Source organism: Streptomonospora sediminis (assembly GCF_054778995.1).
In genome coordinates, this window is sequence record NZ_BAAGYZ010000077.1 from 37,602 (window position 1) to 63,818 (window position 26,217).

General features: G+C 70.9%; 21 protein-coding genes and 2 tRNA genes. 9 read left to right on the forward strand and 14 right to left on the reverse strand.

Features of this window, described 5'->3' with window-relative positions:
• Positions 1 to 9 precede the first annotated feature (9 nt).
• On the reverse strand, positions 10 to 1,494 hold the full coding sequence (tig, locus tag ACYVD5_RS15710; RefSeq protein ID WP_461001786.1) for a trigger factor: 1,485 nt from the start codon (positions 1,492 to 1,494) through the stop codon (positions 10 to 12).
• 225 nt (positions 1,495 to 1,719) lie between these two features.
• A tRNA-Pro gene (locus ACYVD5_RS15715) sits at positions 1,720 to 1,794 on the reverse strand.
• A gap of 119 nt (positions 1,795 to 1,913) precedes the next feature.
• On the opposite strand from ACYVD5_RS15715, the gene ACYVD5_RS15720 reads away from it, so the two are divergent.
• Positions 1,914 to 1,984: transfer RNA gene (locus ACYVD5_RS15720), tRNA-Gly, on the forward strand.
• Between the two features lie 226 nt (positions 1,985 to 2,210).
• On the opposite strand, the gene ACYVD5_RS15725 is transcribed toward ACYVD5_RS15720, so the two are convergent.
• Entirely contained in the window at positions 2,211 to 2,669 is a 459-nt protein-coding gene (locus ACYVD5_RS15725; protein ID WP_461001787.1) for a DNA-binding protein, read from the reverse strand.
• A gap of 266 nt (positions 2,670 to 2,935) precedes the next feature.
• Here ACYVD5_RS15725 and ACYVD5_RS15730 point away from each other — a divergent pair, with 266 nt between their 5' ends.
• From ACYVD5_RS15730 to ACYVD5_RS15745, 4 genes are all read left to right on the forward strand, one after another.
• Positions 2,936 to 3,439 carry an adenylyltransferase/cytidyltransferase family protein gene (locus ACYVD5_RS15730; protein WP_461001788.1) on the forward strand — a complete coding sequence of 168 codons (504 nt, stop codon included), beginning with the start codon at positions 2,936 to 2,938 and terminating at the stop codon, positions 3,437 to 3,439.
• Positions 3,440 to 3,703: 264 nt separating this feature from the next.
• Positions 3,704 to 5,599, forward strand: coding sequence for an ABC transporter ATP-binding protein (locus ACYVD5_RS15735; RefSeq protein ID WP_461001838.1), 1,896 nt, complete (start codon positions 3,704 to 3,706; stop codon positions 5,597 to 5,599).
• 224 nt (positions 5,600 to 5,823) lie between these two features.
• Positions 5,824 to 6,543: a TetR/AcrR family transcriptional regulator gene (locus ACYVD5_RS15740; protein WP_461001789.1), complete on the forward strand. Its 720-nt coding sequence runs from the start codon at positions 5,824 to 5,826 to the stop codon at positions 6,541 to 6,543.
• Positions 6,544 to 6,712: 169 nt separating this feature from the next.
• Positions 6,713 to 8,353 carry an MDR family MFS transporter gene (locus ACYVD5_RS15745; protein ID WP_461001790.1) on the forward strand — a complete coding sequence of 547 codons (1,641 nt, stop codon included), beginning with the start codon at positions 6,713 to 6,715 and terminating at the stop codon, positions 8,351 to 8,353.
• A 206-nt stretch (positions 8,354 to 8,559) separates the two neighbouring features.
• Here the strand turns inward: ACYVD5_RS15745 and ACYVD5_RS15750 are convergent, their stop codons facing one another.
• A complete protein-coding gene (locus ACYVD5_RS15750; protein ID WP_461001791.1) occupies positions 8,560 to 8,898 on the reverse strand; it encodes a hypothetical protein in 339 nt (112 codons plus the stop codon).
• 520 nt (positions 8,899 to 9,418) lie between these two features.
• Here ACYVD5_RS15750 and ACYVD5_RS15755 point away from each other — a divergent pair.
• Positions 9,419 to 10,222, forward strand: a complete 804-nt coding sequence (locus ACYVD5_RS15755; RefSeq protein ID WP_461001792.1) for an ABC transporter ATP-binding protein — start codon at positions 9,419 to 9,421, stop codon at positions 10,220 to 10,222.
• Positions 10,223 to 10,330: 108 nt separating this feature from the next.
• Here ACYVD5_RS15755 and ACYVD5_RS15760 read toward each other — a convergent pair whose 3' ends face one another.
• The 3 genes from ACYVD5_RS15760 to ACYVD5_RS15770 all read right to left on the reverse strand — a co-directional run bounded on the left by ACYVD5_RS15760 (position 10,331) and on the right by ACYVD5_RS15770 (position 13,369).
• Positions 10,331 to 10,594: an antitoxin gene (locus ACYVD5_RS15760; protein ID WP_461001793.1), complete on the reverse strand. Its 264-nt coding sequence runs from the start codon at positions 10,592 to 10,594 to the stop codon at positions 10,331 to 10,333.
• 166 nt (positions 10,595 to 10,760) lie between these two features.
• The gene (gene mgtE / locus ACYVD5_RS15765; protein ID WP_461001794.1) at positions 10,761 to 12,104 is read right to left on the reverse strand and encodes a magnesium transporter; all 1,344 of its coding nucleotides are present in this window, start codon (positions 12,102 to 12,104) and stop codon (positions 10,761 to 10,763) included.
• A gap of 161 nt (positions 12,105 to 12,265) precedes the next feature.
• Positions 12,266 to 13,369: a PP2C family protein-serine/threonine phosphatase gene (locus ACYVD5_RS15770; protein WP_461001795.1), complete on the reverse strand. Its 1,104-nt coding sequence runs from the start codon at positions 13,367 to 13,369 to the stop codon at positions 12,266 to 12,268.
• A gap of 379 nt (positions 13,370 to 13,748) precedes the next feature.
• Between ACYVD5_RS15770 and ACYVD5_RS15775 the strand changes: the two genes are divergently transcribed.
• Positions 13,749 to 15,023, forward strand: a complete 1,275-nt coding sequence (locus tag ACYVD5_RS15775) for a GNAT family N-acetyltransferase (RefSeq protein ID WP_461001796.1) — start codon at positions 13,749 to 13,751, stop codon at positions 15,021 to 15,023.
• A gap of 80 nt (positions 15,024 to 15,103) precedes the next feature.
• Here the strand turns inward: ACYVD5_RS15775 and ACYVD5_RS15780 are convergent, their stop codons facing one another.
• From ACYVD5_RS15780 to ACYVD5_RS15800, 5 genes are all read right to left on the reverse strand, one after another.
• Positions 15,104 to 15,580: a ribose-5-phosphate isomerase gene (locus ACYVD5_RS15780; RefSeq protein WP_461001797.1), complete on the reverse strand. Its 477-nt coding sequence runs from the start codon at positions 15,578 to 15,580 to the stop codon at positions 15,104 to 15,106.
• Positions 15,581 to 15,682: 102 nt separating this feature from the next.
• Positions 15,683 to 15,844: a hypothetical protein gene (locus tag ACYVD5_RS15785; protein WP_461001798.1), complete on the reverse strand. Its 162-nt coding sequence runs from the start codon at positions 15,842 to 15,844 to the stop codon at positions 15,683 to 15,685.
• A gap of 122 nt (positions 15,845 to 15,966) precedes the next feature.
• The gene (locus ACYVD5_RS15790) at positions 15,967 to 17,388 is read right to left on the reverse strand and encodes an aldehyde dehydrogenase family protein (RefSeq protein WP_461001799.1); all 1,422 of its coding nucleotides are present in this window, start codon (positions 17,386 to 17,388) and stop codon (positions 15,967 to 15,969) included.
• A gap of 66 nt (positions 17,389 to 17,454) precedes the next feature.
• A complete protein-coding gene (locus ACYVD5_RS15795) occupies positions 17,455 to 17,613 on the reverse strand; it encodes a hypothetical protein (RefSeq protein ID WP_461001800.1) in 159 nt (52 codons plus the stop codon).
• A 117-nt stretch (positions 17,614 to 17,730) separates the two neighbouring features.
• Complete coding sequence (locus ACYVD5_RS15800) at positions 17,731 to 18,360, reverse strand: mycothiol-dependent nitroreductase Rv2466c family protein (protein ID WP_461001801.1); 630 nt, start codon at positions 18,358 to 18,360, stop codon at positions 17,731 to 17,733.
• A 238-nt stretch (positions 18,361 to 18,598) separates the two neighbouring features.
• Between ACYVD5_RS15800 and pepN the strand changes: the two genes are divergently transcribed.
• On the forward strand, positions 18,599 to 21,148 hold the full coding sequence (pepN, locus tag ACYVD5_RS15805) for an aminopeptidase N (RefSeq protein ID WP_461001802.1): 2,550 nt from the start codon (positions 18,599 to 18,601) through the stop codon (positions 21,146 to 21,148).
• Between the two features lie 110 nt (positions 21,149 to 21,258).
• Here pepN and malQ read toward each other — a convergent pair whose 3' ends face one another.
• Positions 21,259 to 23,310: a 4-alpha-glucanotransferase gene (gene malQ / locus ACYVD5_RS15810; RefSeq protein ID WP_461001803.1), complete on the reverse strand. Its 2,052-nt coding sequence runs from the start codon at positions 23,308 to 23,310 to the stop codon at positions 21,259 to 21,261.
• A gap of 149 nt (positions 23,311 to 23,459) precedes the next feature.
• Here malQ and ACYVD5_RS15815 point away from each other — a divergent pair, with 149 nt between their 5' ends.
• Complete coding sequence (locus ACYVD5_RS15815; protein WP_461001804.1) at positions 23,460 to 24,815, forward strand: MFS transporter; 1,356 nt, start codon at positions 23,460 to 23,462, stop codon at positions 24,813 to 24,815.
• Here the strand turns inward: ACYVD5_RS15815 and ACYVD5_RS15820 are convergent.
• Positions 24,736 to 26,160, reverse strand: a complete 1,425-nt coding sequence (locus tag ACYVD5_RS15820) for an amidase (protein ID WP_461001805.1) — start codon at positions 26,158 to 26,160, stop codon at positions 24,736 to 24,738. The genes ACYVD5_RS15815 and ACYVD5_RS15820 overlap by 80 nt on opposite strands.
• Positions 26,161 to 26,217 lie beyond the last annotated feature (57 nt).

Sequence of the window (26,217 nt, forward strand, 5' to 3'; positions counted from 1 at the left end):
GCGGCGGCGCTACTTGCGCTCCGCCGCGTCGTCGCCGGCACCGGTGCCGGTTTCGGTTTCGCTGCCGGAACCGTCGGTGTCGCGGGCTTCGGGGCTCTGCGGCTCGGAGTCGAGCTCCTCGGCGCCCTCGGCCACGGCCACCTCGGTGTCGGCGGCGGACTCGGCCTCGGCGGCACCGGCTTCCTCGCCGGTGTCCTGCTCGATCACGTTGCCGGACTCGTCGGTGATGGTGGCCTTCGCCATCACCAGGTCCAGCGCCTTGGCGCGCACGACCTCGGTGTAGGCGACCTGGATCTGGTTGGACTCAACGAGGTGCTGGGCCAGCTGGTCAGGGGAGATGCCCATGCGCTGGGCCTGCTCCATGACGTACTGGCTCAGCTCGTTGTTGTCGGCGGCGAGCTCCTCCTGCAGCGCAAGCTGGTCCAGGATGAAGCCGGCCTTGACGGCCGAGGTGGCGCCGGTCTTCAGCTCCTCCTCGAACTCCTCCTCGGACTGCTCCTGGGACTCCAGGTAAGCCTCCTTGGACAGCCCGCTCTGGCCGAGCTGCTGCTCAAGGCTGTCGCGGCGGCGCTTGAGCTCGTCCTCGATCACGGAGTCGGGCAGCGGGACATCGACGGACTCGACCAGCTTCTCCAGGGCGCGGTCGCGGCCCTGGTTGAGCTGCTGCAGGCGGCGGACCTCGTCCATACGCGAACGGACGTCGGCGCGCAGCTCCTCCATCGTGTCGAACTCGCTGGCCATCTGCGCGAACTCGTCGTCGAGCTCGGGCAGCTCCTTGACCTTGACGCTGTGCACCGTGACGGTGACGTCGGCCTCTTGGCCCTCGTAGTCGCCGCCGACGAGCGTCGTGGAGAAGGTGGCGGACTCGCCCTCGGACATGCCCGTAAGCGTGTCGTCGAGCCCTTCGAGGATGGTGTTGGTGCCCACCTCGTAGGACAGGCCGCTGGTCTGCACATCCTCAAGGGGCTCGCCATCGATGGCGGCGGCGAGGTCGATGGAGACGTGGTCGCCCTGCTCGACCGGGCGGTCGGCTCCGACGAGCGTGGAGAACCGCTCGCGCAGGTTGTTCACCTGCTCCTCGACCTGGTCCTCACCCGCCTCGGCATCGTCGACGGTGACCTGCAGGCCCTCGTAGTCGGGCACCTCGAACTTGGGGCGGATGTCGACCTCGGCCGTGAAGGCGAGCTCGTCGTTGTCCTCCAGCTTGGTGACCTCCACATCGGGCTGGCCGAGAGCGAAGATCTCCTCCTTCTCGATGGCCTCGTTGTAGAGCTCGGGGACGGCGTGGTTCACCGCCTCGCTGATCACCGCTCCGCGCCCGACGTGCCGGTCGATCAACCGAGCTGGCGCCTTGCCCGGGCGGAAGCCCTTGATGCGGACCTGCTTGGCGAGCGACTTGTAGGTCACGTCGAAGGCATGCTCAAGTTCCTCGAAGGGAACCTCGATGGTCAGCTTGACCCGGGTCGGGCTGAGCTCCTCGACATCGGTCTTCACGGGGCGGTACTCCTAGGTTTCCGGCGGTTTTCCGGGACGTCCCGGCACGCAGGGCGCAACTTGCGACCACCGGACTGACGTACCGGCGGGCCGGCGCGCTGTGGCACCGAGCTGCGGGGCCTGAGACTGGATTTCACGTTTTCCTGCTGATCGTGCCAAGTCTAGGGCAGTCAGAGGGGCCCTCACGGCGCCCGCGGACCACGCCCGGCGCCACGGGTCTTCTCGTCGGGGAGGCGGGATTCGAACCCGCGGCCTCATGCTCCCAAAGCATGCGCGCTAACCAAGCTGCGCTACTCCCCGTGATCCTCGCACCGATGCCCACCCAAAAAAAATGGCACAACCCGCGCTGCGGAGACTGTAGTCTGGTCCCCGTCGGCCCCACGAGTCTAGAGGAAACTCCGGGGTACTGGCGCCATCATGCGGGCGTAGTTCAATGGTAGAACTCCAGCCTTCCAAGCTGGCCATGCGGGTTCGATTCCCGTCGCCCGCTCCGCAGAGCGAAGGGCCAGGTCTACCGGGACACCCGGTCGGCCTGGCCCTTGATCGTAGACGGTGCGTGCGCAGTCGCCGTGCCGTGGGCGACGCACCGACCCTGCAGATATGCCTGGATATCAAAGCTGATGGTCAGTTCTGCATGGCCGCCGCCGAGCACCCGACCCACCCGGGTCGTCCACCAGCGGCCTGATGCGACCCGGCCAACGTTTCCAGTCAGAGCACTACGTATCGGCCGACTGCTGTTCCGCGGCTTCGGAACGGCCGCTGAGGCGGTCGTGGCGTTGGCGGGCGGCTTGCGGGGTTGCCAGGCCGAGGCCGTAGGCGATCTCCTGCCAGGTCATGCCGCGGCCGCGGGCCATGGCGAGCAGGCCGGCTTCCAGAGCGTCGAGTTCGGCGCGCATGCGCGGGGCCAGCGTGAGGGCGGCGTTGAGGTCGTCGGTGTCCAGCGGGGGTTCGCCGGGCTCGGCATCGGCGGAGCCGGCGGCGAGGTCGTGGACGCGGCGGACGGCGTCGAAGGGTTCCATCACCATGGAGCGCTCCTGCCAGCGGCGCCGGGCCTCGCCTGCTGCGTGGCGCTCGGTGAGGTGGAACAGGGCGGTGTACTCGCGCCGCTTGCGGGCGGCATCGGCGGCGGGCCGGGTGAACGCGTCGGCGGCGGAGCCGGTCTTCTCATCGCTCATGGGGATCCTCGTTTCGTGAGGGCGGGTACGCGGCCGTCGGGCACCGCACGCCGCACTGCTGGCCGGATGGCCAATGCCAATGACCGGACAGCCGGACGACCGGCCGCATGGCCGGACGGCCAAGGTTTTGAACGGAATGTTTTCAACATTATCTGTTGAACAACCTGTTTGCAACGGAATACCGCACTGCGGGGATATGTTGTCGATGCGGGCGGAACCGGATGGGTAGCCGACCGACGAAGGTGTGCCGGCCGTGAAGGTGAGCGATGACGAATCCCGATCCGCTACACGTCCCCGCCCTGACGTCGCGCTGGTTCGCCCGGGCCGACTCCCCTGCCGCCCCGGTCGTCGTCACGGGCGCCTTTGATGTGCTGCATGTGGGGCACGTGCGTTTCCTCGCCGCAGTACAGCGGCGCCGCCCCGACCTGCCCGTCATTGTCGGTGTCGAGGACGACGAGCGCGTGCGCGGGTGGAAGGGCCCGACCCGCCCGGTCAACCCCGAGGACGAGCGCGCCGAACTGCTGGCCGCCCTGCGCTGTGTCGACGGCGTATTCGTCATCTCCGGCCCCGCCGACGTTGCCGGCTGGGACGCCTACGCCGACCTGTTGCGCCCGCTGGGGATCGCGGCCCTGGCCTTCACCAGCGGCGACCCCTTCACCGAGGCCAAGCGGCGCGGCAGCGACGCACTCGGCGCCGAAGCCTGGGAGTTGCCCATGACCGAGGGCCGTTCGACCTCTGCCGCACTGAACCGGCTCACCGGCTCCCTGTAACCGCCCCCGCCGCGACCGGTTCCGGCCACGGTTCAACAGGACACCCCCGCAGCCGCCCGGGCCAGGGCCATACCGGCATACGCGGCGTACCGGCCGACCGGTACCGTCCTGAGCGACCCGGGCGCATCCGTGCGGGCCCATGCGCACCTGCGCCTGCGGGGAAGGAGTTGTGTATTGGCGGTGTTGAGGCAGCCGAACGCACATTCGACTGCGTGACGGCGGCAGAGTCCTGCTGACGCGGAATGGAACGGGGAAAGCGCAATGATGACGGGCGGTGGGCCACCCATTTACCGGTCGCTGGTCAACGACGGCAGCGCCAAGCGCACCAGCCTGCCGCCGGGCACGGTAGGGCGCATCGTCGGCTATGCGCGCCCGCACTGGCGCTCCATCCTGTTCTTCCTGCTGACGACCTCGATCAGTTCCGGCATCGTCGTCGCCAACCCGCTGCTGCTCAAGACCATCATCGACCGCGGCGTCTCCCAGCAGGACACCTCACTGGTGACCCTGCTGGCGGTCGGGGTCGCGCTGCTGGCCGTGTTCGAGGCGGCACTGGGCCTGACCAGCCGGTGGCTGTCCTCGCGTATCGGCGAGGGCGTGATCTACCTGCTGCGCACCCAGGTCTTCCGCCACGTGCAGCGCATGCCGCTGGCGTTCTTCACCCGCACCCAGACCGGATCGCTGATCAGCCGGCTCAACACCGACGTCGTCGGGGCCCAGCGCGCGATCACCTCGGTACTGCAATCGGTCGTCTCCAACCTCATCAGCGCCATCGCGGTGATCACGACCATGGCGCTGCTGTCCTGGCAGATCACCCTGATCGCGCTGCTGCTGGTGCCGCTGTTCGTGCTGCCGGCGAAACTCATCGGCCGCAAGGTCGCCGACATCTCCCGCGACGGCATGGACCTCAACGCCGGGATGAGCTCGCTGATGACCGAGCGGTTCAACGTCGGCGGCGCGATGCTGGTCAAGCTCTACGGCCGCCCTGAGGAGGAGGCCGACTCGTTTTCGCGGCGCGCCGCCCGGGTGCGCGACATCGGTGTCTCCCAGGCGGTCTACGGCGGCCTGCTGTTCACCCTGATCGGGCTGATCACCTCGCTGGCCACCGCGGTGGTCTACGGCGTGGGCGGCAACCTGGTGATCGGCGGCGCATTCGAACTCGGCACGCTGGTCGCCCTGACCACCCTGCTCGCCCGGCTCTACGCCCCCATCACGGCGCTATCCAACGTGCACGTGGAGATCATGACGGCTCTGGTCAGCTTCGACCGCGTGTTCGAGGTGCTGGACCTCAAGCCGATGATCGACGAGCACGCCGACGCCCGCGATATCCCCGACGGCGGGCTCTCGGTGGAGTTCGACGGGGTCTCGTTCCGCTACCCCACCGCCGATGAGTCCTCGCTGTCGTCGCTGGAGCTCACCCCGCAGGCCGAGAGCGTTTCGGACACCCAGGTCCTCAGCGACGTGTCCTTCACCGCCGAGCCGGGGCAACTGGTCGCACTGGTGGGCCCCTCGGGCGCGGGCAAGACGACACTGACCCACCTCGTCTCGCGGCTGTACGACCCGCTGGACGGCGCAGTGCGCATCGGCGGCCTGGACCTGCGCGACGCCAAGACCCGGTCGCTGCGCGACACGGTGGGCGTGGTGACCCAGGACCCGCAGCTCTTCCACGAGACGGTCGGGGCCAACCTGCGCTACGCCCGCCCCGACGCCACCGATGACGAACTGGTCGAGGCGATGCGCGCTGCGCAACTGGAGCCGCTGCTGGCAAGCCTGCCCGACGGGCTCGACACGATGGTCGGCGACCGCGGCTACCGCCTCTCCGGCGGCGAGAAGCAGCGGCTGGCCATCGCGCGCCTGCTGCTGAAGGCTCCCTCGGTCGTGGTTCTGGACGAGGCCACAGCCCATCTCGACTCCGAGTCGGAGGCGGCGGTGCAGGAGGCGCTGCGCACGGCGCTCGCCGGACGCACCTCGCTGGTCATCGCACACCGCCTGGCGACCGTGCGCGAAGCCGACCAGATCCTGGTACTGGAGGACGGCCGCATCCTGGAGCGCGGCACCCACGACGAACTGCTGCACGAGGGCGGGCTCTACACCGCGCTGTACCGCACGCAGTTCGCCGCCCAGGAGAACTCCACCCAGAACGCCGACGCCTCGCGGGTGTAGCGGCACCCGCATACCACCGCGCGGCGGCGCCGACCGCGCCGCCGCGCTGTTACGCCGTGCTGCCGTGCCTCCGAACCGCCGTGCCGCCGTAGGCCGCACCCCGCTGCGCGCCGGCGGACGGGCGCGCAGGCCGCGGCGCGCGGGTCCACCGGCAAGCCGGACGAGATACACGTCACGCATTAATTCACTTTGCGCATCTTTGCATCAAGTGCAATTATTGAGCTGTGGGGATACGAGGGACGCAAAGCGACGAGCCGATGGGCCTACGCGAACGCAAGAAGCTGGCCACTCGGCGCACGCTCCTGCACGAAGCCATCCGGCTGGCGGCCGAGTTCGGCTCCGAGCAGGTGACCGTCGATGACATCGCCGCTGCGGCCAATGTCTCCAAGCGGACGTTCTTCAACTACTTCTCCTCCAAGGAGGAGGCGATCGTCGGCGACGGTCCGCCGCGCCCGGACGACGAGGCCCGCGCGGTCTTCGTCGGCAACGGGCCCACGGGGGATCTGTTGGAGGACCTGCGGGTCTTCCTCCTTTCGTCCTTCGACAGCGCCGAGGCCGAGGAACTCCGGGCGCAACTCGCCGATCTGCGCGAGCGCAAGCGGCTCACCCAGCGCGAGCCGCATCTGGTCCCGCGGGTCATGGCGTCGTTCGCCGAAATGGAGTGGTTCATCGCGGGGAGCGTCGCCGAACGTCTGGGCGACTCCCCCGACGACATCCGTCCGCAGGTCGTCGGCGGCCTCGGCTCCACATCGATGCGGTTCGCGATGCGGCGCATGCACCACCGCGCCCACTGTGCCACCGGTTCGGGGCAGCACGCCCCCGCGGATACAGCACCCGGTGCCGAGCCCGACTCCGCGAGCGCCGACGAGGAGATCGCCGAGCTCCGCTCGCTCGTCAACCAGGCGTTCGCCGAACTCCGGCTCACATTCCGCGCGGCCGAATAGCTCCGTTCGCTCCATTAGCCCCGTTAGCCCGATCCGGCCCAGAACCGGCATAGCCACCCCGAACCGGGCCAACCGGCCCGACCCAGCTCAACCGGCCCAGCCGGCTCCCGATAGTCAGGGGCGCGTACCCGCCCGCGCCCGAATTCCAGGGGAAGCGAGTATCCGAAAGATGACATCGACCCAGGCCCAATCGCCTTTACCGCCCGATCCGGAACAGGCACCGCAGACCTCGGACACGGGCGCACTGCCCCGGCGCAAAGTGCTGTGGGTCTTCGCCGCGGTCATGGTGACAATGCTGCTGGGCGCTCTCGACCAGACCATTGTCTCCACCGCGCTGCCGACCATCGTGGGCGAGCTCAACGGCCTGGAACAGCTCTCGTGGGTGGTCACCGCCTACATGCTCGCCGCCACGGTCGGCATGCCCATCTACGGCAAGGCCGGCGACATCTTCGGCCGCAAGATCGTTTTCCAGTTCGCCATCCTCACCTTCCTGCTCGGGTCGGTGCTCTGCGGCATTGCCCAGGACATGACCCAGTTGATCCTCTTCCGCGCCCTGCAGGGCATCGGCGGCGGCGGGCTGATGATCAGCGCGCAGGCCATCATCGCCGACGTCGTCCCGGCGCGTGAGCGCGGCCGCTACATGGGCCTGATCGGCGGTGTGTTCGGCCTGGCCTCGGTCGCCGGCCCGCTGCTGGGCGGGGTGTTCACCGACCACCTGACCTGGCGGTGGATCTTCTACATCAACCTGCCGCTGGGCGCCGTCGCCCTGCTCATCAGCACGCTGGTGCTGCAGCTTCCCAAACCCTCGGGCCCCCGTCCCAAGTTGGACTACCTGGGCACCCTGCTGCTCGCCGCCGCGAGCGTGTGCATGGTGCTGCTCACGAGCTGGGGCGGCACCGAATACGACTGGACCAGCCCGGTCATCATCGGCCTGGGCATCGGCACGGTCGTCGCGGCGGCACTGTTCGTCCTGGCCGAACGCCGCGCCAGCGAGCCGATCATCCCGCTGCAGCTCTTCCGCGACCGCGAGTTCGTGCTGACCTCGCTGGTGGGCATCACGGTGGGCATCGCGATGTTCTCCACGGTGTCCTACCTGCCGACGTTCCTGCAGATGGTAAACGGCGCCAGTGCCACCGAGTCGGGCCTGCGCATGATTCCGATGGTCGCCGGCATGCTCACCGCCACCATCACCACCGGCCGCCTCATCAGCCGCACCGGCCGCTACAAGATCTGGCCGATCGCGGGCACCGCGACCATCATGGCCGGGTTGGTACTGCTTTCCCAGATGGGCGCCGACAGCTCCTATCTGTACAACGCGACGGCAATGCTGGTCCTGGGCCTGGGCGTGGGCATGGTGATGCAGAACCTGGTGCTGATCGTGCAGAACTCGGCGCCGCGCCGCCACCTGGGCACGGCCACCTCGGCGACCAACTACTTCCGCCAGATCGGCGCCTCGTTCGGCATCGCGGTGTTCGGTTCGCTGTTCGTGAGCCGACTGAACGACGAGGTGGCGCAGATGCCGGGCGGCGGCGCCGGCCAACTGCAGTTCGAAGGCGGTGAGGCGGGCATCAGCTCGCTCACCCCGGAGATGCTGCAGCAGCTTCCCCCGCAGGTCCAGCAGTTCATCGTACAGGCCTTTGCCGACGCGCTTCCGCCGATCTTCGTCTATGGCGTGCCGATCGTGCTGGTCGGTTTCGTGCTGGCGTTCTTCATCCGCGAGAAGCCGCTGGCGACCTCGGTGGGCAAGAGCTCGGACGAGGAAGCGGCAGAAGCCCAGGCGGCGCAGGCCCCGGCAGCGGTCGGCGAGTAGGACTCGGTGCCGCGGACCCGGTAGCGGCCGGTTGCGGGCCGCCGGGCCGCCCGCCGAGGGGGCGGCCCGGTGCGTGCCCGCCGGATCCGGAACGGACCGGGTACCGAAGCAGCGAGCAGGAACGGACGTGTGGCCGAGGCCGCGCCGAGTGCGCGGCCGGCGCCGCGCGTCCGTTCCCGTGTCGCGCCGGTTTCTCGCCCGCGGCCTTACCCCCGCCCCTTCTTGTCCTTCTTGCGTTTTTTATCCTTCTTGTTCTTCTTGTCCTTCTTATGGTGCTTCGCGCCATTGTGTGCCTGCGCACCGAGCTCCCCGGGACTCTCCTCGACTCGCGCGCCGTCCCGCTGCTCTTGGTCCTGCCCGTGCTCTTGCCGATCGGGGTCCGCACTCTCCGCCGGTCCGCCGCCCGCGCCCTTCTTCTTCCGCTCGGACTTCTTGAGCTTTTTGCCCTTCTTGCCCTTCTTCGGCTTCTTGGCGTCCTTGGACGTGACCAGGTCGGCGAGCGGTCCGGGCAGCGGCGCGCACCGGGGCCGCCGGCGCGGAGCCACCCGTCGAGGTCGCCGATCAGCCGCTCCTCGGTAAAGTCGCCGAGCCAGACCGGCCGGCCGCCGGCATGGCGGCCTGCGGCCGACGGCTGGACCACGACGACATTGGCTTGAAAACAGGGCCCCAGGCAGGTGCTGGTGCGGACGGGGACCTCGCGCCCTTCGCCGTCGCGCAGTTGGCGCAGCCGCGCCAACTGGTCGTCATGGTCGACACCCGGCCGCTTTTTGGCGGTACCGCAGCAGCAGCCGCGGCACACCACCAGTTGGCAGGGGCGGCCTGTGGGTGTCACCGGTTTCGCGCCTCCTCGGGGCAGACAGCGCAGACAGGGCGGACAACGGTCGGCGCACGGTCGGCGCACGGGCGGAGCCGGGCGGGGCCGGGCGGGGCCGGCCGCCCTTCGGTCTTCCGAGGCACGGCCACGCCACCAGACCAGGATATTCAGCCAGCAAACCGGCAATTAGGACGGGCATCTCCGGGGGCCACCCCCGCGGGCGCCGTACCGCGCGCAGCTACCCTGGACCGGTGACCTCGCAGACCACCCCCGTAGTACACGCCGACGGCGTCTCCGTCGTCCGCTCCGGCAAGCGACTCCTCGACCAGGTCAGCATCGATGTGCGCCCCGGTCGGCACTGGGCCCTGCTCGGCCCCAACGGTGCGGGCAAAAGCACGCTGCTCAGCCTGCTCAGCGCCGAGCAGCACCCCACGAGCGGCACGGTCGAGGTGCTGGGCCGCACGATCGGCCGCACCGACCTGCGCGAGCTGCGTCGGCACATCGGGCACGTCAATCCGCGCCACGACCTGCGTTCGGCGCTGCCCGGGCGCGCGATCGTGCTCACCGGCGCCACCGGCACCATCGAGCTTCCGCCGCGCTGGCGGCCCTCGGCCGCCGAGGAGGCCCGCGCCGACCGGCTCATCGACATGATGGGGGTCGGCGCGTTGCGCGACGCCGAATGGCCCACGCTGTCCCAGGGCGAGCGGGGCCGCTTCCTGATCGCCCGCGCGCTGATGCCCACTCCCCCGCTGCTGCTGCTCGACGAACCCACCAGCGGGCTCGATGTCGCGGCCCGCGAGCAGCTGCTCGCCGCCATCGACGACCTGCGCCGCGCGCATCCGGAACTGGCCACCATGCTGGTGACCCACCATCTGGAGGAGCTGCCGGCCTCGACCACCGACGCGCTGCTGCTGCGCTCCGGACAGGTCGTGGCGGCGGGCGAGGCCGATTCGGTCCTGACGACCAAGCTGGTCACCACCTGCTTCGACCACCCCATTGCCATCGAGCGCCGCGGCGGCCGCTGGAGCGCACGCGCCGACTCGCAGCCCGGCTGAACCGCGCCGCTACGGCGCCGGCCGGGCGAACGCAACGCGGCGGTCGCCGACCGTGCCACCGGTCCGCGACCGCCGTTGCCGAGCCGCCTTACTGCGGCCGGGCCGGAACTACTGCTGCCGGGATCCCCCGGACCGGCCGCTCTCGCCGCCTTGGTCGCTCTGGCCGCGCTGACCGCCCTGGTCCTGGTTTTCGCCGCCCTGGCCGGTCAGGTAGTCGGTGGCGGAGTCGCCGGCTTTGTCGATCTTCTCGTCGTACTTGCCGCCGGTCTTCTCCTTGGCCATGTTCTTGAGCCTGTCAACGCTCTGGCTGACTTTCTCGCTGTTCTGACTGGCCGCCTGCTTGATCTTGTCGAAGGCACTGCCCCCCGACATGTCGTCCACCCCCTGTTCGGGACGAGTTGCGGCGGTTCCGCTGTCATCGACGGCGATACCCGCTCGGCGCGGGGTTATACCTTCCGTAGGCGCGGCCCTGCAGGCTGCGACGGCCGCCGGCGCGCTTGGGCCCGGCCGCACGTGCCCGATGCAGCAGCGCAGTGCCTCACACGCCCAGGACCAGCCGCGCGATGGTGAAATAGATCAACAGCCCGGTCGCGTCGACAAGGGTCGACACCAGCGGAGCCGAGACCACCGCCGGATCGACCCCCACCCGCCGCGCCAGCAGCGGCATGGTGCTGCCGATCACCGCGGCCCAGGTGCAGATGGCGATCACCGATGCCGCGACCACCGAGGCGACCTGCACGCCCACCAGCGCCGTGCCGATGAGCATGGCGATACACGCCAGCATCAGCCCCAGCAGCAGGCCGACCCGCGACTCCTTCCAGGCCACCTTGGGCAGGTCGCGCAGCCGGACCTCGCCGACCGCCAGGGCACGCACGATCGCGGTGGCCGACTGGGAGCCGACGTTGCCGCCGGTACCGGTGAGCATGGGCACGAACAGCGCGAGCGCGGTCACCTGCTCCAGGGTGGCCTGGAAACCCTGCATCACGTTGACGGTCAGCGTGGCCGCCACGATGAGCAGCAGCAGCCATACCGAACGTGCCCGCGCCAGGCGCACCACACCCGCGGCGACATAGTGGCCGGCCACCGGGCTCGCACCGGACTGGCGGGCGATGTCCTCGGAGTCGGCGGCTTCGATCAGTTCCAGCGCATCGTCGAAGGTCAGCAGACCCACGAACCGCTCCTCGGAGTCCACCGCCGGCAGCGCGACCAGATTGGCCTGCTGCATCAGCCGCGCCGCCTCCTCGGCGGGCTCGGTGGCGGACACCCGCGGCACAAGCACGTCGACGATGTCCTTGACCAGGCTTTCGTCGTCGTTGATGACCAGGTCGCTGAGCTGCACCGTGCCGGCCAGCCGCCGCCCGTCGTCGACAACCGGCAGCGTGTAGACGGTTTCGGCGTCGGCGCCCTTGGCCCGCACCACCTCCAACGCGCGGCCGACAGTGAGGTCGCGGTGCAGGATGACGGTCTCGGGGGTCATGAACCGCCCGACCGAGCCTTCGGGGTAGCCCAGCAGCGCCGCGGTCATCTTGCGCTGGGCGGGGCTGAGCCCGGCCAGTGCGCGGGTGGCGACCTTGGCCGGGGCCTCGCCGATGAGCCGCACCCGGTCGTCGGGGTCCATCGACTCCAGCAGCTCGTGGAAGGCCGCGTCGCGCAGGCCCAGCAGGATCTCCTGTTGGTGCACCGGGTCGAGTTCCTCGAAGACCTCCAGCTCGCGGTCCTTGTCCAGCAGCCGGAAGGGAACCAGGGCGACGTGGCTGGCCATGCGTTCGAGCTCGTCGGCGATCTCGAAGGGCTGGTGTTCGGCCAACCAGAGCCGGATACCGGTGAGGTCGTTGGTTTCGACCAGCTCGGTCAGCTCTTCGCCGGGCTCGTCTTCGGCCATGCTGAGCACCCCCTCGTCGATCGCGAGAATTCCGCATGGGGCGCGGGGGCCTCTGGCCAGGGACCTAGCTAGGGAGGCAACGAGGCGCCACTCGGCTGCCCGGGGAACATGACGACCCTACCGCCACAGGCGCGGCCCCGCTGACGCCGAGCGGGGCCGGGTCAGTCGCGCCAGATGACCACGAGCGCGGTGTCGTCGTTCTTGCCCTTGCTGAGCGAGTCGACGATGGACTCGGCGCCCGCGCCGAACCCCTGCAGCGCGGCGGTATCGGCCGCGTCGAGGAGGCGGTCGACACCGGTGTCGAGGTCTTCGCCGGGGGTTTCGATCAGGCCGTCGGTGTAGAGCATGATGGCGTCGCCGCGGCGCAGCCGCCCCTTGACCGGCGTGTACTGGATGCGGGGCATCACGCCCAGCACGATGCCCTTGGCGTCGGTGGTGTACCACTTTCCGGCGCCGTATTCGTACTGCGCCGCCGGCGGGTGGCCCGCCGACGCCAGGAGGTAGTCGCCGCTGCTCAGGTCCAGGCTCAGGTGCACCGCCGTAACGAAGCCCTCGCCCAGCGCCGTGCGGATCAGGTGGTCGTTGCAGTGGGCCAGGAACTCGCCGCTGGGCACGGCGGTGATCAGCCCGCTGAACGCGCCCGACAACAGCAGCGCGCGAGTGCCGGCGTCGACGCCCTTGCCGGACACGTCGACCACCGCGACCTCCAGGTGGTCGCCCTGGCGCATGGACACGACGAAGTCGCCGCCGAAGGAGGAGCCGCCCGCCTGGCGCAGCACTGCAGTGCCGCCCCAGCCTTGCGGAAGTTCGGGGAGTTCGCCCTGCGAGCGCAGGCGGTCGCGCAGTTCCAGCAGCATGCGCTCGCCGCTGAGCCCTTGCATGCCCAGGCGCTCGCGCACGCCCGACAGCAGGTAGGCGACCACGGCGGTGGCGCCGATGGTGACCAGCAGTCCCGGCCCGACCTGGGCGAATTCCAGGGTGAAGGCGGTGAACAGCAGCACGGCGGCGTCGACGGCCAGCAGGAACGCCAGGCTCTTGCGTTTGAGCAGCAGACCACCCGCCACGACCGTGACGATCACGGCGCTGGGCGGGAACCATCCGGGCGGGCCCCATACGGCGCCCACACCGATGCCCACTGCGAGCAGTACGAGTGTGATCAGCACCAGCCGATAGCGGAAGAGCACCTTGCGCCGGAGCAGCGCCGCCGCACGCTGCCAGAGGGAACGCGCATAGCGGAAGAGACGGGCGATCGGCTTGGCCTTCATTGTGCCCGCACTGTAGCGCGCACGACGATCACCGGCACTCCGCCCCGGCGGCCCCCGCGCCGCGGCCGGCGGTATGGGACCAACCGATATCCCCCCAGCGTAGGCGCCGAATCCTGTATACAAATCCCCATGGTTCAGTATGGCCGGAGAAAGGCCCGCGCGTCAGTCCCGAGCCGGGCGGCTGTGGATTCGCCCCCTGATCCGCGGACGCAAGCGGGCGCGGCGGCCCGACCGGTGGCGCCGGTGCGGGCCGGCGTTGGCCGGTGCCCTGGCCCGGAGCAGGGTGCCCGCGGACCGGGCTGTATGGGCGTTTCCGCGGGCGTATCCGCGCCGGAAAACCGTTCGCGCCCTGTGCCGGTGCGGTGATAGGGACGGGAGCATGTCCTTCTCCCGTGATGCCGCCGCCACGGCGGAACCGGGACCCGGCGCTGATTGGCACGCGCGGGTACCCGAGGAGTCCGAGCTTCCAGCGATCGCGCGGACGGTGGAGGAAGCGCTGCTGATGCCGGCCTCCAGCCTTGAGCGGCTGCGCAAGGTCATCGAACTCGACCGCACCCTGGCGGTGTTCGACGGTGCCCAGCCGGTCGGCACCGCCAACATCCACTCGTTCACCATGGCCCTGCCCGGCGGGCCGCGCCCGGTCGCCGGCGTCTCGGGTGTCGGCGTATGGCCGACCCACCGGCGCCGCGGCGTGCTCAGCGCGCTCATGCGCCGCCAGCTCGCCGACATCCGCGAGCGGGGAGAGGACATCGCCGCGCTGTTCGCTTCGGAGGGCGGCATTTACAGCCGCTTCGGCTACGGGCCTGCTGCGCAGGCGGCCGAGTTCACCCTGCGCACCCGCGAGGCCGATCTGCGGGCCGACGCGCCCCGCGATCCCGCGCTGCGCCTGCGCCTGGTCTCCGGCGCCGAGGACTCCCGCAAGGAGATCGCGGTCGTGCACCAGGCCGCTGCGGTGCAGCGCGTCGGCGAGTTCCAGCGCAGCTCCGGCTGGTGGAACAAGATGCTGCGCGACCCGGCCGAGAACCGCGGCGGCTTCAGCGCGCTCAAGTGCGTGGTCGCCGAGGACGACGCGGGGCCGCTGGGCTATGCGCTGTACCGCACCAAGCAGGAGTGGGACGAATACGGCGCCGCCGAAGGCCGCCTGGAGGTCAAGGAGGTCTTCGCCACCGCCCCCGCGGCGTTCACCCTGGTGTGGGAGCACCTGCTCACCCGCGACCTGGTGGCGTCGGTGCACCACGACATGGCACCGACCGACGACCCGCTGTTCCACCTGCTGGCCGATCCCTACCGCGCCCGCCGACGGCTGATCGACAACCTGTGGGTGCGGCTGGTCGACCTGCCCTCTGCGATGGAGAAACGCAGCTTTGCGGCACCGGTCGACCTCGTGCTGGAGGTAAGCGACCGCTACTGCCCGTGGAACGCCGGCCGCTGGCGGCTCAGCGCCGACACCGCGGCGGCCCGCTGCACGTCCACCGGCGATGCCCCCGACCTGGTCCTGGACGTCTCCCACCTGGGCGCCGCCTACCTCGGCGGCACGGCGCTGGGCGGCTACCTGGCGGCCGGGCTGATCAGCGAGACCACGCCCGGATCGGTGCAGCGGCTCGACGCTGCGCTGCACCGATCCGATCAGCCGCACTGCAGCAACATCTTCTAGTCGGCCAACGACTTCCGCCCCGGCCTGCGCCGGCGCGCTCGGCGGAGCCGCGCCGGCGCATCGGCGCGCCCGCCCGCTGGTCAGCCGCTGCCGGGCAGCGGCGGCAGTTCGGCTGAGCGCTCGTAGGCGGTGAGCATGTCGATCCGCCGCGTGTGGCGGTCCTCGCCGCTGTAGGCCGTGGCCAGGAAGACGTCCACGAGGTGCACGGCCTCTTCGGCGGTGTGCATCCGGGCCCCGATCGCAACCACGTTGGCGTCGTTGTGCAGGCGGGCCAGGCGCGCGGTCTCCTCGCTCCAGGCCAGTGCCGCCCGCACGCCGGCGACCTTGTTGGCCGCGATCTGCTCGCCGTTTCCGGAACCGCCGATGACCACACCGAGGGATCCGGGATCGCGGGCCACCCCCTCGGCGGCGCGCAGTACGAACGGGGGGTAGTCGTCAACGGGGTCGTATCCGGCCGGCCCGGCGTCGGCGACCTCGTGGCCCTGCTCCTTGAGCCAGGCGACGAGGTGCTCCTTCAGTTCGAATCCGGCATGGTCACTGCCAAGGTATACACGCACGTCCACAAGTTTCCCATGAGAAGCGCCCGCCCCGGTGGCGGACACCGGTTGCGGGCGTACGGATACCGGAAGCGCTGCAGCGCCTCAGCGCCGCAGCGCGGGTCACAGCGCCTGGAACAGCGACTCGCCGGTGGCGACCGAGGCGATGGCCAACCCCATGGCGCCGAAGACGACCAGCGAGGCCACGGCGATGACGTTGGCCATGACAATGGCTTTGATGTCCTTGCCCAGCGGGCCGGCCTTCGACTCCGTCAGCTTGCTCAACTCACACCTCGTAATGGAGACCGGACACGGGGGCACGAAGGTGTCAAGCGCACACTCCGCGCGGTCTTTCGATCCTGCCATATTGCCGCGACCGGCCCGCACCGGGACCGCACCGGCCGCGCCTACCGCTGGATCCCTTTGACCTCGCAGAACTCCTCGATACCGTGCAGGCCCCACTCGCGGCCCACGCCCGACTGCTTGTAACCGCCGAAGGGCAGCCGGGGCTCGACTCCGGCGCCGTTGATCTTGACCTGGCCGGTGCGCAGCCGCCGGGCCACCGCCAGGGCGCGGTCGCGGTCGGCCGACCACACCGCCCCCGAAAGCCCGTATTCGGTGTCGTTGGCGATGCGCACGGCCTCCTCCTCGGTGTCGTAGGCGATGAGCACCACGACGGGTCCGAAGATCTCCTCCTGGGCGATACGCATGGCGCTTGTCACGTCGGCGAAGACGGTGGGCCGCACAAAGTAGCCGCGCTCGCGGTCCTCAGGTGGCGCCGCACCGCCGGTGACCAGGCGGGCGCCTTCCTCGATACCGGCGCCGATGTGGCCGCGCACCCGTTCGCGCTGGGCGGCGGAGACCACCGGCCCCATCCGCACCCCCTCGTCGAAGGGGTCGCCCGGCGCGTACTTCAGGGCCGCCGCGGCGGCCGTGCGCACCGCTTCGCCGTAGTGCTCGCGCGGCACGAGCAGCCGGCTGAGCGCGTCGCAGCTCTGCCCGGTGTTGCGCATGACGTCGGCCACCCCGTTGTTGACGGCCGAGGCGAGGTCGGCGTCGCGCAGTATGACGCTGGCCGACTTGCCGCCCAGTTCCAGGGCGACCTTCTTGACGGTGGCAGCGGCTGCCGCGCCGACCTGCTTGCCGGCCCGCCCCGAACCGGTGAACGAGACCATGTCGACGTCCGGGTGGGCCGCGATGCCCGCACCCACCACCGGGCCGGTGCCCGAAACGAGGTTGAACACGCCGGCGGGCAGCCCGGAGTCGTGCAGGGCTGCGGTGAGTGCGTAGGCGGCCTGCGGTGCGACCTCGCTGGGTTTGAGCACGAACGTGTTGCCCGCAGCGAGGGCGGGCACCGCCTTGAGCACGATCTGGTGCAGCGGGTAGTTCCACGGCGTGATGGCGCCCACGACGCCGCAGGGTTCGCGCACGACGAGCGACTCGCCCACCTCTTCGCCGGTGAACAGCCGCTCGCCGTGGGCCTCCATCAGCTGCAGGAACGTCTGGAACATCAGCAGCGGAAAGCCAGTCTGCACCTTCTGCGCGAACTTCAGCGGGGCGCCGATGTCGGCGGCAATGGCGCCGGCGATGTCGCCGGCCCGCTGCTGCAGCAGTTCCAGGGCCGCGGCCAGGTGCGCGCACCGCTCGGTGTGGTGCAGCGCCGACCACGCGGGCAAGGCGCCGCGGGCCGCGGCGACGGCGCGGTCGACGTCGGCGGGGTCACCCGCCGGAACCGTGTCGAGGACCTCCTCGGTCGCCGGATTGATGACGTCGATGGCCGCGCCGGAGGCGGAGGGTGCCCAGGCGCCGTTGAGGTAGAGGGAACGCATGGAACCCACGTTCCCAGAACGGTGTTCGGTTATGCCGTGCCCGGCACCGATCGGGTATCGGCGGATTCACCAGTGCGGCGGGCGTTCCTCCAGCAGCCGGTCGGTGTCGTCGTCGCGGTCGGAATCGCCCCAGCCGGGGCCGCGTTCGTCGCCGGTGGTGTCGGGCAGGATCTCCAGCCCGTCGTCGAACATCTCCACCAGGCGGTCGTCCTCGGGTGCGCTCATCGTGCAGACCTCTCTGTCCGTTGCTGCACAGGGTCAACGGCGCCGGACGCGCCGGGGTTCCGCCTTCGGCCGCAGGCTCGCCCGCTCCACCGCGGCGAAGGGGGCGGGGTAGGCACCTTACTGGTCGAAAACGGGGTTGCGGGTGCGGCTGCGCTTGAGCTCGAAGAATCCGTCGGTTCCGGCGACCGCCAGGACCCCGTCCCACAGCTTTCCGGCGGCCCCGCCCTTGGGTGCGGGGCTGACCACCGGGCCGAAGAAGGACACGCCCTCGACGGAGATCACCGGGGTGCCGACCTCGTAGCCGACACGGTCCATGCCGTCGTGGTGGGATCGGCGGAGTTCGTCGTCGTAGTCGGTGGAGCGGGCGGCTGCAACCAGGTCCTCGGGCAGGCCGGCCTCTGCCAGCGCCGCGCGGTAGGTCTGCTCGCTGCGCGGTTCCTTGCGGTTGTGCAGGCGGGTACCCAGCGCGGTGTAGAGCGGGCCCAGTACCTCGCTGCCGAACCGCTGTTCGGCGGCGATCGCCACGCGCACCGGCCCCCAGCCGGTTTCGAGGATCGACCGGTAGTCGTCGGACACGTCGCGGCCCTCGTTGAGCACGCTCAGGCTCATCACGTGCCAGCGCGCGCGTACCGGCCGCACCTGCTCGACCTCGAGCAACCACCGCGACGTCATCCACGCCCACGGGCACACCGGGTCGAACCAGAAATCGACGGGGACGGTTTCGGCCTGGTCATTACCGGCAACCATGGAATTCTCCTTGCAACGTCATCGTGCTCCGGAACCGTTCCAGTGCGCCGCCGCCCCGAAGGCCGCACCGCACTCGCTCGGCACACACGCTGCAACCTCGGCAACGGGTTCAGCATTCCTCCGCCGACCGTGGCAGGATCGGACACGGCATGCATTGCACCCCTCGATTCCGGCAGGGCTGCAGCGGGGGAAACAGCGACTTAGGCCGGCGGACACCGGCGGCCTGGAGGGAGCGGACGTGGCGGGCAATCTGACACGTGACGAGGCACGGGAGCGGGCTCGCATTCTCAGCGTGGGCTCCTACACCGTGGAACTCGATCTCACCGAGAGCGACCAGACCTTCCGGTCCAACACGGTGGTCAGATTCGACTGCGCCGAACCGGGGGCCGAAACCTTCATCGACCTGACCGCACCGAGCGTCACCTCGGTCGTGCTCAACGGCGAGGCGCTCGATCCGGCCCAGGTGTTCGACGGCGGCCGGATCGCGCTGCGGGGGCTGCAGGCCGAGAACGAGCTGCGGGTGCTGGCCGAAGCGGCCTACATGCGCACCGGCGAGGGCCTGCACCGTTTCGTCGACCCGGTCGACGGCCGCACCTACCTCTACAGCCAGTTCGAGACCTCCGACGCGCAGCGGATGTACGCCTGCTTCGACCAGCCCGACCTCAAGGCGTCCTTCGAGCTGACCGTCTTCGCACCCGCCGACTTCGAGGCGGTCTCCAACAGCGCCCCCGACGTCGCGGGCCAAGCGGTGGAAGACCCGGCGGGCCCCAAGTCGCGGTGGCACTTCCCGGCCACCGACCCGGTCTCGACCTACATCACGGCGCTGATCGCCGGCCCGTACCACGTGGTGCGCGACGAGCACGACGGGATCCCGCTGGGTGTGTACTGCCGGGCGTCGCTGGCGGAGTACCTCGACGCCGACGCGATCCTGGACGTCACCAAACAGGGGTTCGACTTCTACCACCGGCTTTTCGGGCGGCGCTACCCGTTCGGCAAGTACGACCAGTTGTTCGTCCCGGAGTTCAACGCCGGCGCCATGGAGAACGCCGGCGCGGTGACCTTCCTGGAGGACTACGTCTTCCGCTCCCGGGTCACCGACGCCCGCTACGAGCGCCGCGCCGAGACCATCCTGCACGAGATGGCGCACATGTGGTTCGGCGACCTGGTGACCATGCGCTGGTGGGACGACCTGTGGCTGAACGAGTCCTTCGCGACCTTCGCCAGCGTCTACTGCCAGGTCAACGCCACCAAGTGGAGCGAGGCCTGGACCACCTTCGCCAACGTCGAGAAGGCCTGGGCGCTGCGCCAGGACCAGCTGCCCTCCACCCACCCCATCGCCGCCGACATCCCCGACATGCAGGCGGTCGAGGTCAACTTCGACGGCATCACCTACGCCAAGGGCGCCTCGGTCCTCAAGCAGCTCGTCGCCTACGTGGGTGAGGACGCCTTCTTCGCGGGGGTGCGCGCCTACTTCGACGAACACGCCTGGGGCAACACCAAGCTGTCGGACCTGCTGCGCCATCTGGAGCACGCTTCTGGGCGCGACCTGGCGAGCTGGTCGCGGGAGTGGCTGGAGACCGCCGGGGTCAACACCATGCGCCCGGAGTTCGAGGTCGGCGCCGACGGCGCCTTCACCTCCTTCTCGGTGCTGCAGGAGGCGACCGCCGAACACCCCACGCTGCGCTCGCACCGGCTGGCGGTGGGCCTGTACGACCGCACCGAAAAGGGCATCGTCCGCCGCGAGCGCGTCGAGCTGGACGTCTCCGGCGAGCGCACCAAGGTGCCCGAACTGGTCGGCAAGGCCCGGCCCGACCTGGTGCTGGTAAACGACGACGACCTCACCTTCACCAAGATCCGGTTGGACGAGCGCTCGCTGCGCACCGTTGTGGACGCCGCCGGGGAGATCTCCGAGTCCCTCCCCCGCGCCCTGTGCTTTGCCGCGGCCTGGGACATGACCCGCGACGCCGAGATGGCCGCACGCGACTTCGTGAAGCTGGTCGTCACGGGCATCGGCGGAGTCAGCGACGTCATGGTCGTGCAGACCCTGCTGCGCCAGGCGGTGACCGCGCTGCACCAGTACACCGCGCACTCCTGGCGGGAAACCGGCTTCGACCTGCTCGCCGGGCGGCTGCGCGGCCTGCTCACAGCGGCCGAACCCGGTGGCGACCTGCAGCTGGCCTACGCCAACGGGTTCGCCGACGCCGCGGTCGGCGGCGAGCACCTCTCGCTGCTGCAGGGGCTGCTCGACGGCGCGATCACCGTCGAGGGGCTGGCCATCGACACCGACCTGCGGTGGACACTGCTGCGCCGGCTCGTGGCGGCCGGACGCGCCGGCGAGAAGGAGATCACCGGCGAACTGGAGCTCGACCCCACCGCCACCGGCGAGCGCAAGGCCGCCGGCTGCCGCGCCGCGATCCCCGGGCCCGAGGCCAAGGCGCAGGCGTGGGACCGCATCCGCTCCGGTCAGATGGCCAACGCCGAGTTCCGCGCGACGCTGTCGGGATTCGCCGAGCCCGCCCACCGCGAGCTGTACCGGCCCTACGTCGACCGCTACTTCGACCTGATCGGCAAGGCCTGGCAGGAGTGGACCGGCGAGTTCGCCCAGACCTTCGCCGAGATGGCCTACCCCGGCCACCTGGTCGAGGAGGAGACCATTCGCCGCACCGAGGCCTACATCAGTGAACAGCAGCCGGCGCCGGCGCTGCGCCGCCTGCTCGTCGAGGGCGCGGCGGGCGTGCGGCGGGCCCTGGAGGCCCAGCGCCGCGACGCCGGGTCGCGCGAAGCCTAGGTTCCGTTCCGCAGTCCGTCTCCGCGGCCCGCGCGCACCCGGTGCGTGCGGGCCGCGGATGCGTGCGCCCGGCGACGGCCGGCCGGTGACCGGCAACCGGCGCCCGGCGGCTAGAACTGCAGGTAGGACGGTTCGATGAGCGGCCGCAGTGCCCGGCGTGCGTGCTCGGCCAGCCGGGGGTCGGCGATCAGCTCGTCCAGCAGCACCGGCTCGCCCTCGGCGCTGGTCAGCGGTATCCGCCAATTGGGGTAGGCGTCGCTGGTTCCGGGCTGGTTCTGCATCCGCCTATCACCGACCACATCGGCCAGCGATATCCCGATCATCCGCGCGGGCGTGCGCACCAGGTAGGCGTGCAGCGCGGCGACCACGGTGGCCGGCTCCGACAGCGGGTCCACCGCGGGGTCGAGCAGCCCCAGTTCCACCAGGCGCTCGCACCAGGCGGCCGCCTGCGCCTCGGCCTCGGCGCGTTCGACCGCCGCGGGGCGGTCCAGCAGGCCCAAGCGGTCGCGCAGTTCCACGTGCTCGGCGGAGAGGTAGGACGCCACCGGCGGCAGGTCGTGGGTGGCGACGGTGGCCAGGCTGTCGGGGCGCCACTCCTCGGGGCGGCGCGGGCTGCCGTCGTCGCGGCGCTCGAACCACAGCACCGAGGTCCCCAGCACGCCCCGTTCGCCGAGGTGGTCGCGCACCCAGGGCTCCACCGTCCCCAGGTCCTCGCCGACCACTGCCGCGTCGAACTCGCGGGCGGCCAGCAGCAGGCTGCCGACCGTGCCCTCGTGGTCGTAGCGCACGTAGGTCCCGTCGGCGGGCGAGCCGCCCTCGGGCACCCACCACAGCCGGAACAGGCCCATGACGTGGTCCATGCGCACCCCGCCCGCGTGGCGCAGCACCTGGCCGAGGACCTGCCGTAAGGGGGCATAGCCCTGCTCGGCCAGCTTGACGGGGTGCCAGGGCGGCTGGCCCCAGTCCTGGCCGCGCTGGTTGAACTCGTCGGGCGGCGCGCCCACTCGGACGCCGGGTGCGATGGTGTCGGCGAACATCCACGCGTCGGCGCCGCCGGGCTGCACCCCGACGGCCAGGTCGTGCACGATGCCCAGCGACATCCCCGCCGCGCGGGCTCCGGCCTGGGCGGCGGCGAGTTGGTCGTCGAGGATCCACTGCAGCCACCGGTGGAACTCCACGCCCGGCCAGCGGCGCAGCGCCTCGGCTCCAACCGTATGCGCCGAAACGTCTCGCAGCTCCACCGGCCAGGTGCGGCAGTCGGCCCCGTGCTCCTCTGCCAGGGCGCACCAGGTGGCGTACTCCACCAGGGTGGCGCCCTCGCGGCCGAGGTAGGCCTGGAATGCGGCTTCGCGCGCCGGGGTGCGCGGCACCTGGAACAGCATCATCAGCGCACTGCGTTTGGCGTCCCAGACGGCGTCCCGGTCGAGCAGGTCGGCGGTGCGGGCGTGCTCGCGCAACGGGCGGGCCAGCCGCTGGATGGTCTCGCGCTGAGCGGGCTCCAGGGCGGCGTACTCGGGGATGTCCTCGATCCGGATGTTCAGCGGCCCGCAGTAGCGGCGGCTGACGGGCAGGTAGGGCGATGGCTCGATGGGGCAGGCGGGTTCGGTGGCGTGCAGGGGGTTGACCACGGTGAAGTCGGCGCCGAGGTCGCGGGCGCTCCAGTCGGCGAGTTCGGCGAGGTCGCGCAGATCGCCCATGCCCCACGAGGCGCGCGAACGCAACGAGTAGAGCTGGGCGGTCAGCCCCCAGACCCGCCGTTCGTCGGGCAGCGGCTCCAGCCGGTCGGGGACCACCAGCAGCGGCGCCTGCTGGCGCACGGCCCCGTTCTCGACGTGCAGGGTGTGCCTGCCCAGCGGCAGCCGCGGGCCGGGTTCGCTCCAGCCGCCGCCGGCCTGCTCGACCCAGCAGCGCGAGAGGTCGGGCAGGGGCAGCTGCGGGGTGCGGCCGGCGCGGGTGACCACGCACGGCGGCAGCAGGCGGGTGGCCTGGCGGGCCCAGTGGTCGGCCAGCGCGGCGCGGGGCGAGGAGGCATCGACGTCCATGGCGCCCAGCACGTGGCGCAGCGTGTCGACGGAAACGTGGACGCGGCGGCCGCGCCAATCCTCGTACGTCGTCGCAACGCCGTATTCTTCGGCCAGCCGGGCCAGCTCCGCATCACTCACAGACAACGATAATGCCGCACTGCAGGGGTCCGTGGCGGCTGCGCCATACCCCTACTCCCGCCCGCACGACCTATTGCGAACTTTGCCGCAAATGTCGATCGGAGCGGGCTGCCGCCTGCCGGTGCGGGACTCCCCAGTAACATGCGGGAGTGTTGTCGTCCTATCGTCGGCTCTTCGCGATCCCCCACGTCCCCTCGCTACTGTTCTGGTCGCTGTGCGCCCGGGTGCAGCTCGGCGGGCTGCCGATTGCGGTGACCTTCCTGGTCGCCGGGTGGACCGGCTCCTACGCCATCGCCGGTCTCGTCGCCGGCGGGCTGACCGTGGGCACCGCCGTTGCCGGCCCGCTGCGCGGACGGATCGCCGACCGCAGCTCCAAGGCCAAGCTGATGCTCAGCTCGGCCGCGGTCTACGGCGCCGGGCTGGGTGCGCTGGCGCTGCTGCCCGCTGCGCTGTGGTGGGCGGCGATTCCGCTGGCGCTGGCCACCGGCCTGTTCCAGCCGCCGGCCACCCAGATCGCCCGCTCGATCTGGCCGCGCATCACCTCCGGACGCAACCGCCAGACCATGTTCGCCGCCGAAGCCACGCTGCAGGAGCTGCTGTTCATTGCCGGGCCGCTGCTGGCGGCGGCCATGGTCGGGCTGGCCGGCAGCCGCGCGGCCGTGGCCGTGCTGGCGGTCCTGCCGTGCGTGGGGGCCGCAGGATTGGCCTGGAGCCTGCGGCGCGCTGGGCTCTCCGCGCCCATGCCGCCCGACGCAGGGCGGGTCCCGTCCCGCGCAGACGGCCGCTCCCTGCTCACCAACCCGCGGATCGCGCTGGTCCTGGCAACGAGCGCCCTGCTGGCCGTGGGCCTGGGCGCGGTCGACCTGACCATCGTGGCCTGGGCGCGCGAGCTCGGGTCGCCGGGCTATGCCGGGGCGCTGATGGCCGTTTACGCCGCCGGGTCGGGTGTGGGCGGCCTGCTCGCGGGGACGCTGAGCGGCCCGCCGCGGCCGGCGCGGCGCGCGTTCGCGGCCGCAGCGGGGGTGGCGCTGCTGGTACCGCTGCTGCCGCCGCTGCTGCACCTGCCCTCGCCGTGGCTACTGACTCCCGTGCTGTTCGCGGGCGGGCTGTTCGCCGCACCGACCATCGCCGCCGTCACCGAGCGCTTAAGCGGGGTCGCCCCGGCCCACCGCCGCGGCGAGGCCTTCGGCTGGTTCGCTTCGTCCATCACCGGCGGCATCTCCGTCGCCGCGCCGCTGACCGGGTGGCTCATCGATTTCGGCGGTGCCGCCGCCGGGGCGGCGGGCGCGGCCGTGGCGACATTGCTGGCGGCCGCGGCCGCGCTGCGGCTGGGCCCGCCACCGGCCGCGGCAGCGGAGAGCACAGAGGCAGATGAGACCGCTGACAGCGCGGCCGCGCAGACGGAAACCGCGCAGGCCGGCGGGTCTACTCCCACCACGCGTCCGGGCGGCGCTCCGCCCATGGACGCGCCGCCTCCAGCTGGGCCGACAGCGACAGCAGAGTAGGTTCGCCGCCCGGGCGCCCGGTGAGCATGACACCCACCGGCAGCCCTTGGGGGCTCCAGTGCAGCGGGACGCTCGCCGAGGGCTGGCCGGTGATGTTGAACAGCGAGGTGAACGGGGTGAACTCGGTCATTCGGCGGAACTGCGCTGCCGGGTCGCCGCTGAAGTGGCCCACCGGAGCCGGCAGCTGCGCCAGCGTGGGACTGAGCACCACGTCATAGGGCAGCAACTGCGGCAGGGCCGCGCGTACCGCGTTCTGCAACCGGGCGGTGGCGCCCATGTAGGCCGCAATGGAGGATTCGGCGGCGCGCTCGTGCAGCCACCGGGTCAGCGGGCGCAGCAGGTGCTCGTCGACGGGATCGACGGGGTTGGCCGCCGCCAGGGCCGCCCAGATCAGTCCGAACTCCCCGAGCTCGCCCTCATTGAAGGGCGGTTCGATGTCCTCGACGTCGTGGCCGAGCTCGCCCAGCAGCGCGGTGGTGTCCTCGTAGGCGGCCATTACCTCGGGGGCGACCTCGATACCGGGTGTCGTCGGCGAGCTGAAGCGGCCGATCCGCAGCCTGCCCGGTTCCCGCAGGGCATATCCGAGGAACGTCTCGCCCGCCGGCAGCGGCGGGGCGGTGAAGTAGTCGCCGGGGCGGTTGACGGAGATGATGTCCAGCACCAGGGCGGCGTCGGCGACGGTACGGGCGAGCGGGCCGGCGCTCGACAGTCCGATGAAGTCGGGCTTGAGCGGGCCCGCGGTCACCCGTCCGCGGGTGGGCTTGATGCCGAACACGCCGCAGGCGCTGGCCGGGATTCGGATGGAGCCGCCGCCGTCGCTGCCGTGGGCGGCCGGTGCCAGGCCCGCCGCCACGGCGGCCGCCGCGCCGCCGCTGGAGCCGCCTGCCGAGCGGGTGAGGTCCCAGGGTGTACGGGCGGGCGGCGCGAGGTCGCTGTCGGTGTAGCAGGCGAGGGCGAACTCGGGGGTGTGGGTCTTGCCGGTGACGATCGCCCCGGCGGCGCGGAGCTCGCTGACCACATCGGAGTCGGTATCGGCCACGCGGTCGGTATGCACGGCCGACCCACTGGTGAAGCGCAGGCCCTCCACCGGATCGACATCCTTGATCGGAATGGGCACGCCGAGCAGCGGCGGCGGTTCGCCCGGCGTGTCGGAAAGCGCCTCTTCCTCCGCCTTTCGGGCCTGTTCGCGCGCGAATTCGCCCGCAACCGCAATGAAAGCCCCGAGCTTCTCGTTGAGGCGCTCGATACGCGTGAGGTAGTGCTCGGTGATGTCCACCGGAGAGAGGTCGCGCCGACGGACGGCCTCGGCCTGCTGGATCGCGGTCAGATCGTGGATCTCGGCCATGAGAGCCAAGCGTAGTCCGCAACAGGGGGTGTCAAGACCACATTTGCAGGGGATGAA

Coding starts and splice junctions, on each gene's coding strand:
- ACYVD5_RS15725 (WP_461001787.1), bottom strand. CDS start 2,669: ATGAGCGATGAGAAGACCGGCTCCGCCGCCGACGCGTTCACCCGGCCC.
- ACYVD5_RS15730 (WP_461001788.1), top strand. CDS start 2,936: ATGACGAATCCCGATCCGCTACACGTCCCCGCCCTGACGTCGCGCTGG.
- ACYVD5_RS15735 (WP_461001838.1), top strand. CDS start 3,704: ATGACGGGCGGTGGGCCACCCATTTACCGGTCGCTGGTCAACGACGGC.
- ACYVD5_RS15745 (WP_461001790.1), top strand. CDS start 6,713: ATGACATCGACCCAGGCCCAATCGCCTTTACCGCCCGATCCGGAACAG.
- ACYVD5_RS15760 (WP_461001793.1), bottom strand. CDS start 10,594: ATGTCGGGGGGCAGTGCCTTCGACAAGATCAAGCAGGCGGCCAGTCAG.
- mgtE (WP_461001794.1), bottom strand. CDS start 12,104: ATGGCCGAAGACGAGCCCGGCGAAGAGCTGACCGAGCTGGTCGAAACC.
- ACYVD5_RS15770 (WP_461001795.1), bottom strand. CDS start 13,369: ATGAAGGCCAAGCCGATCGCCCGTCTCTTCCGCTATGCGCGTTCCCTC.
- ACYVD5_RS15775 (WP_461001796.1), top strand. CDS start 13,749: ATGTCCTTCTCCCGTGATGCCGCCGCCACGGCGGAACCGGGACCCGGC.
- ACYVD5_RS15790 (WP_461001799.1), bottom strand. CDS start 17,388: ATGCGTTCCCTCTACCTCAACGGCGCCTGGGCACCCTCCGCCTCCGGC.
- ACYVD5_RS15795 (WP_461001800.1), bottom strand. CDS start 17,613: ATGAGCGCACCCGAGGACGACCGCCTGGTGGAGATGTTCGACGACGGG.
- ACYVD5_RS15800 (WP_461001801.1), bottom strand. CDS start 18,360: ATGGTTGCCGGTAATGACCAGGCCGAAACCGTCCCCGTCGATTTCTGG.
- ACYVD5_RS15820 (WP_461001805.1), bottom strand. CDS start 26,160: ATGGCCGAGATCCACGATCTGACCGCGATCCAGCAGGCCGAGGCCGTC.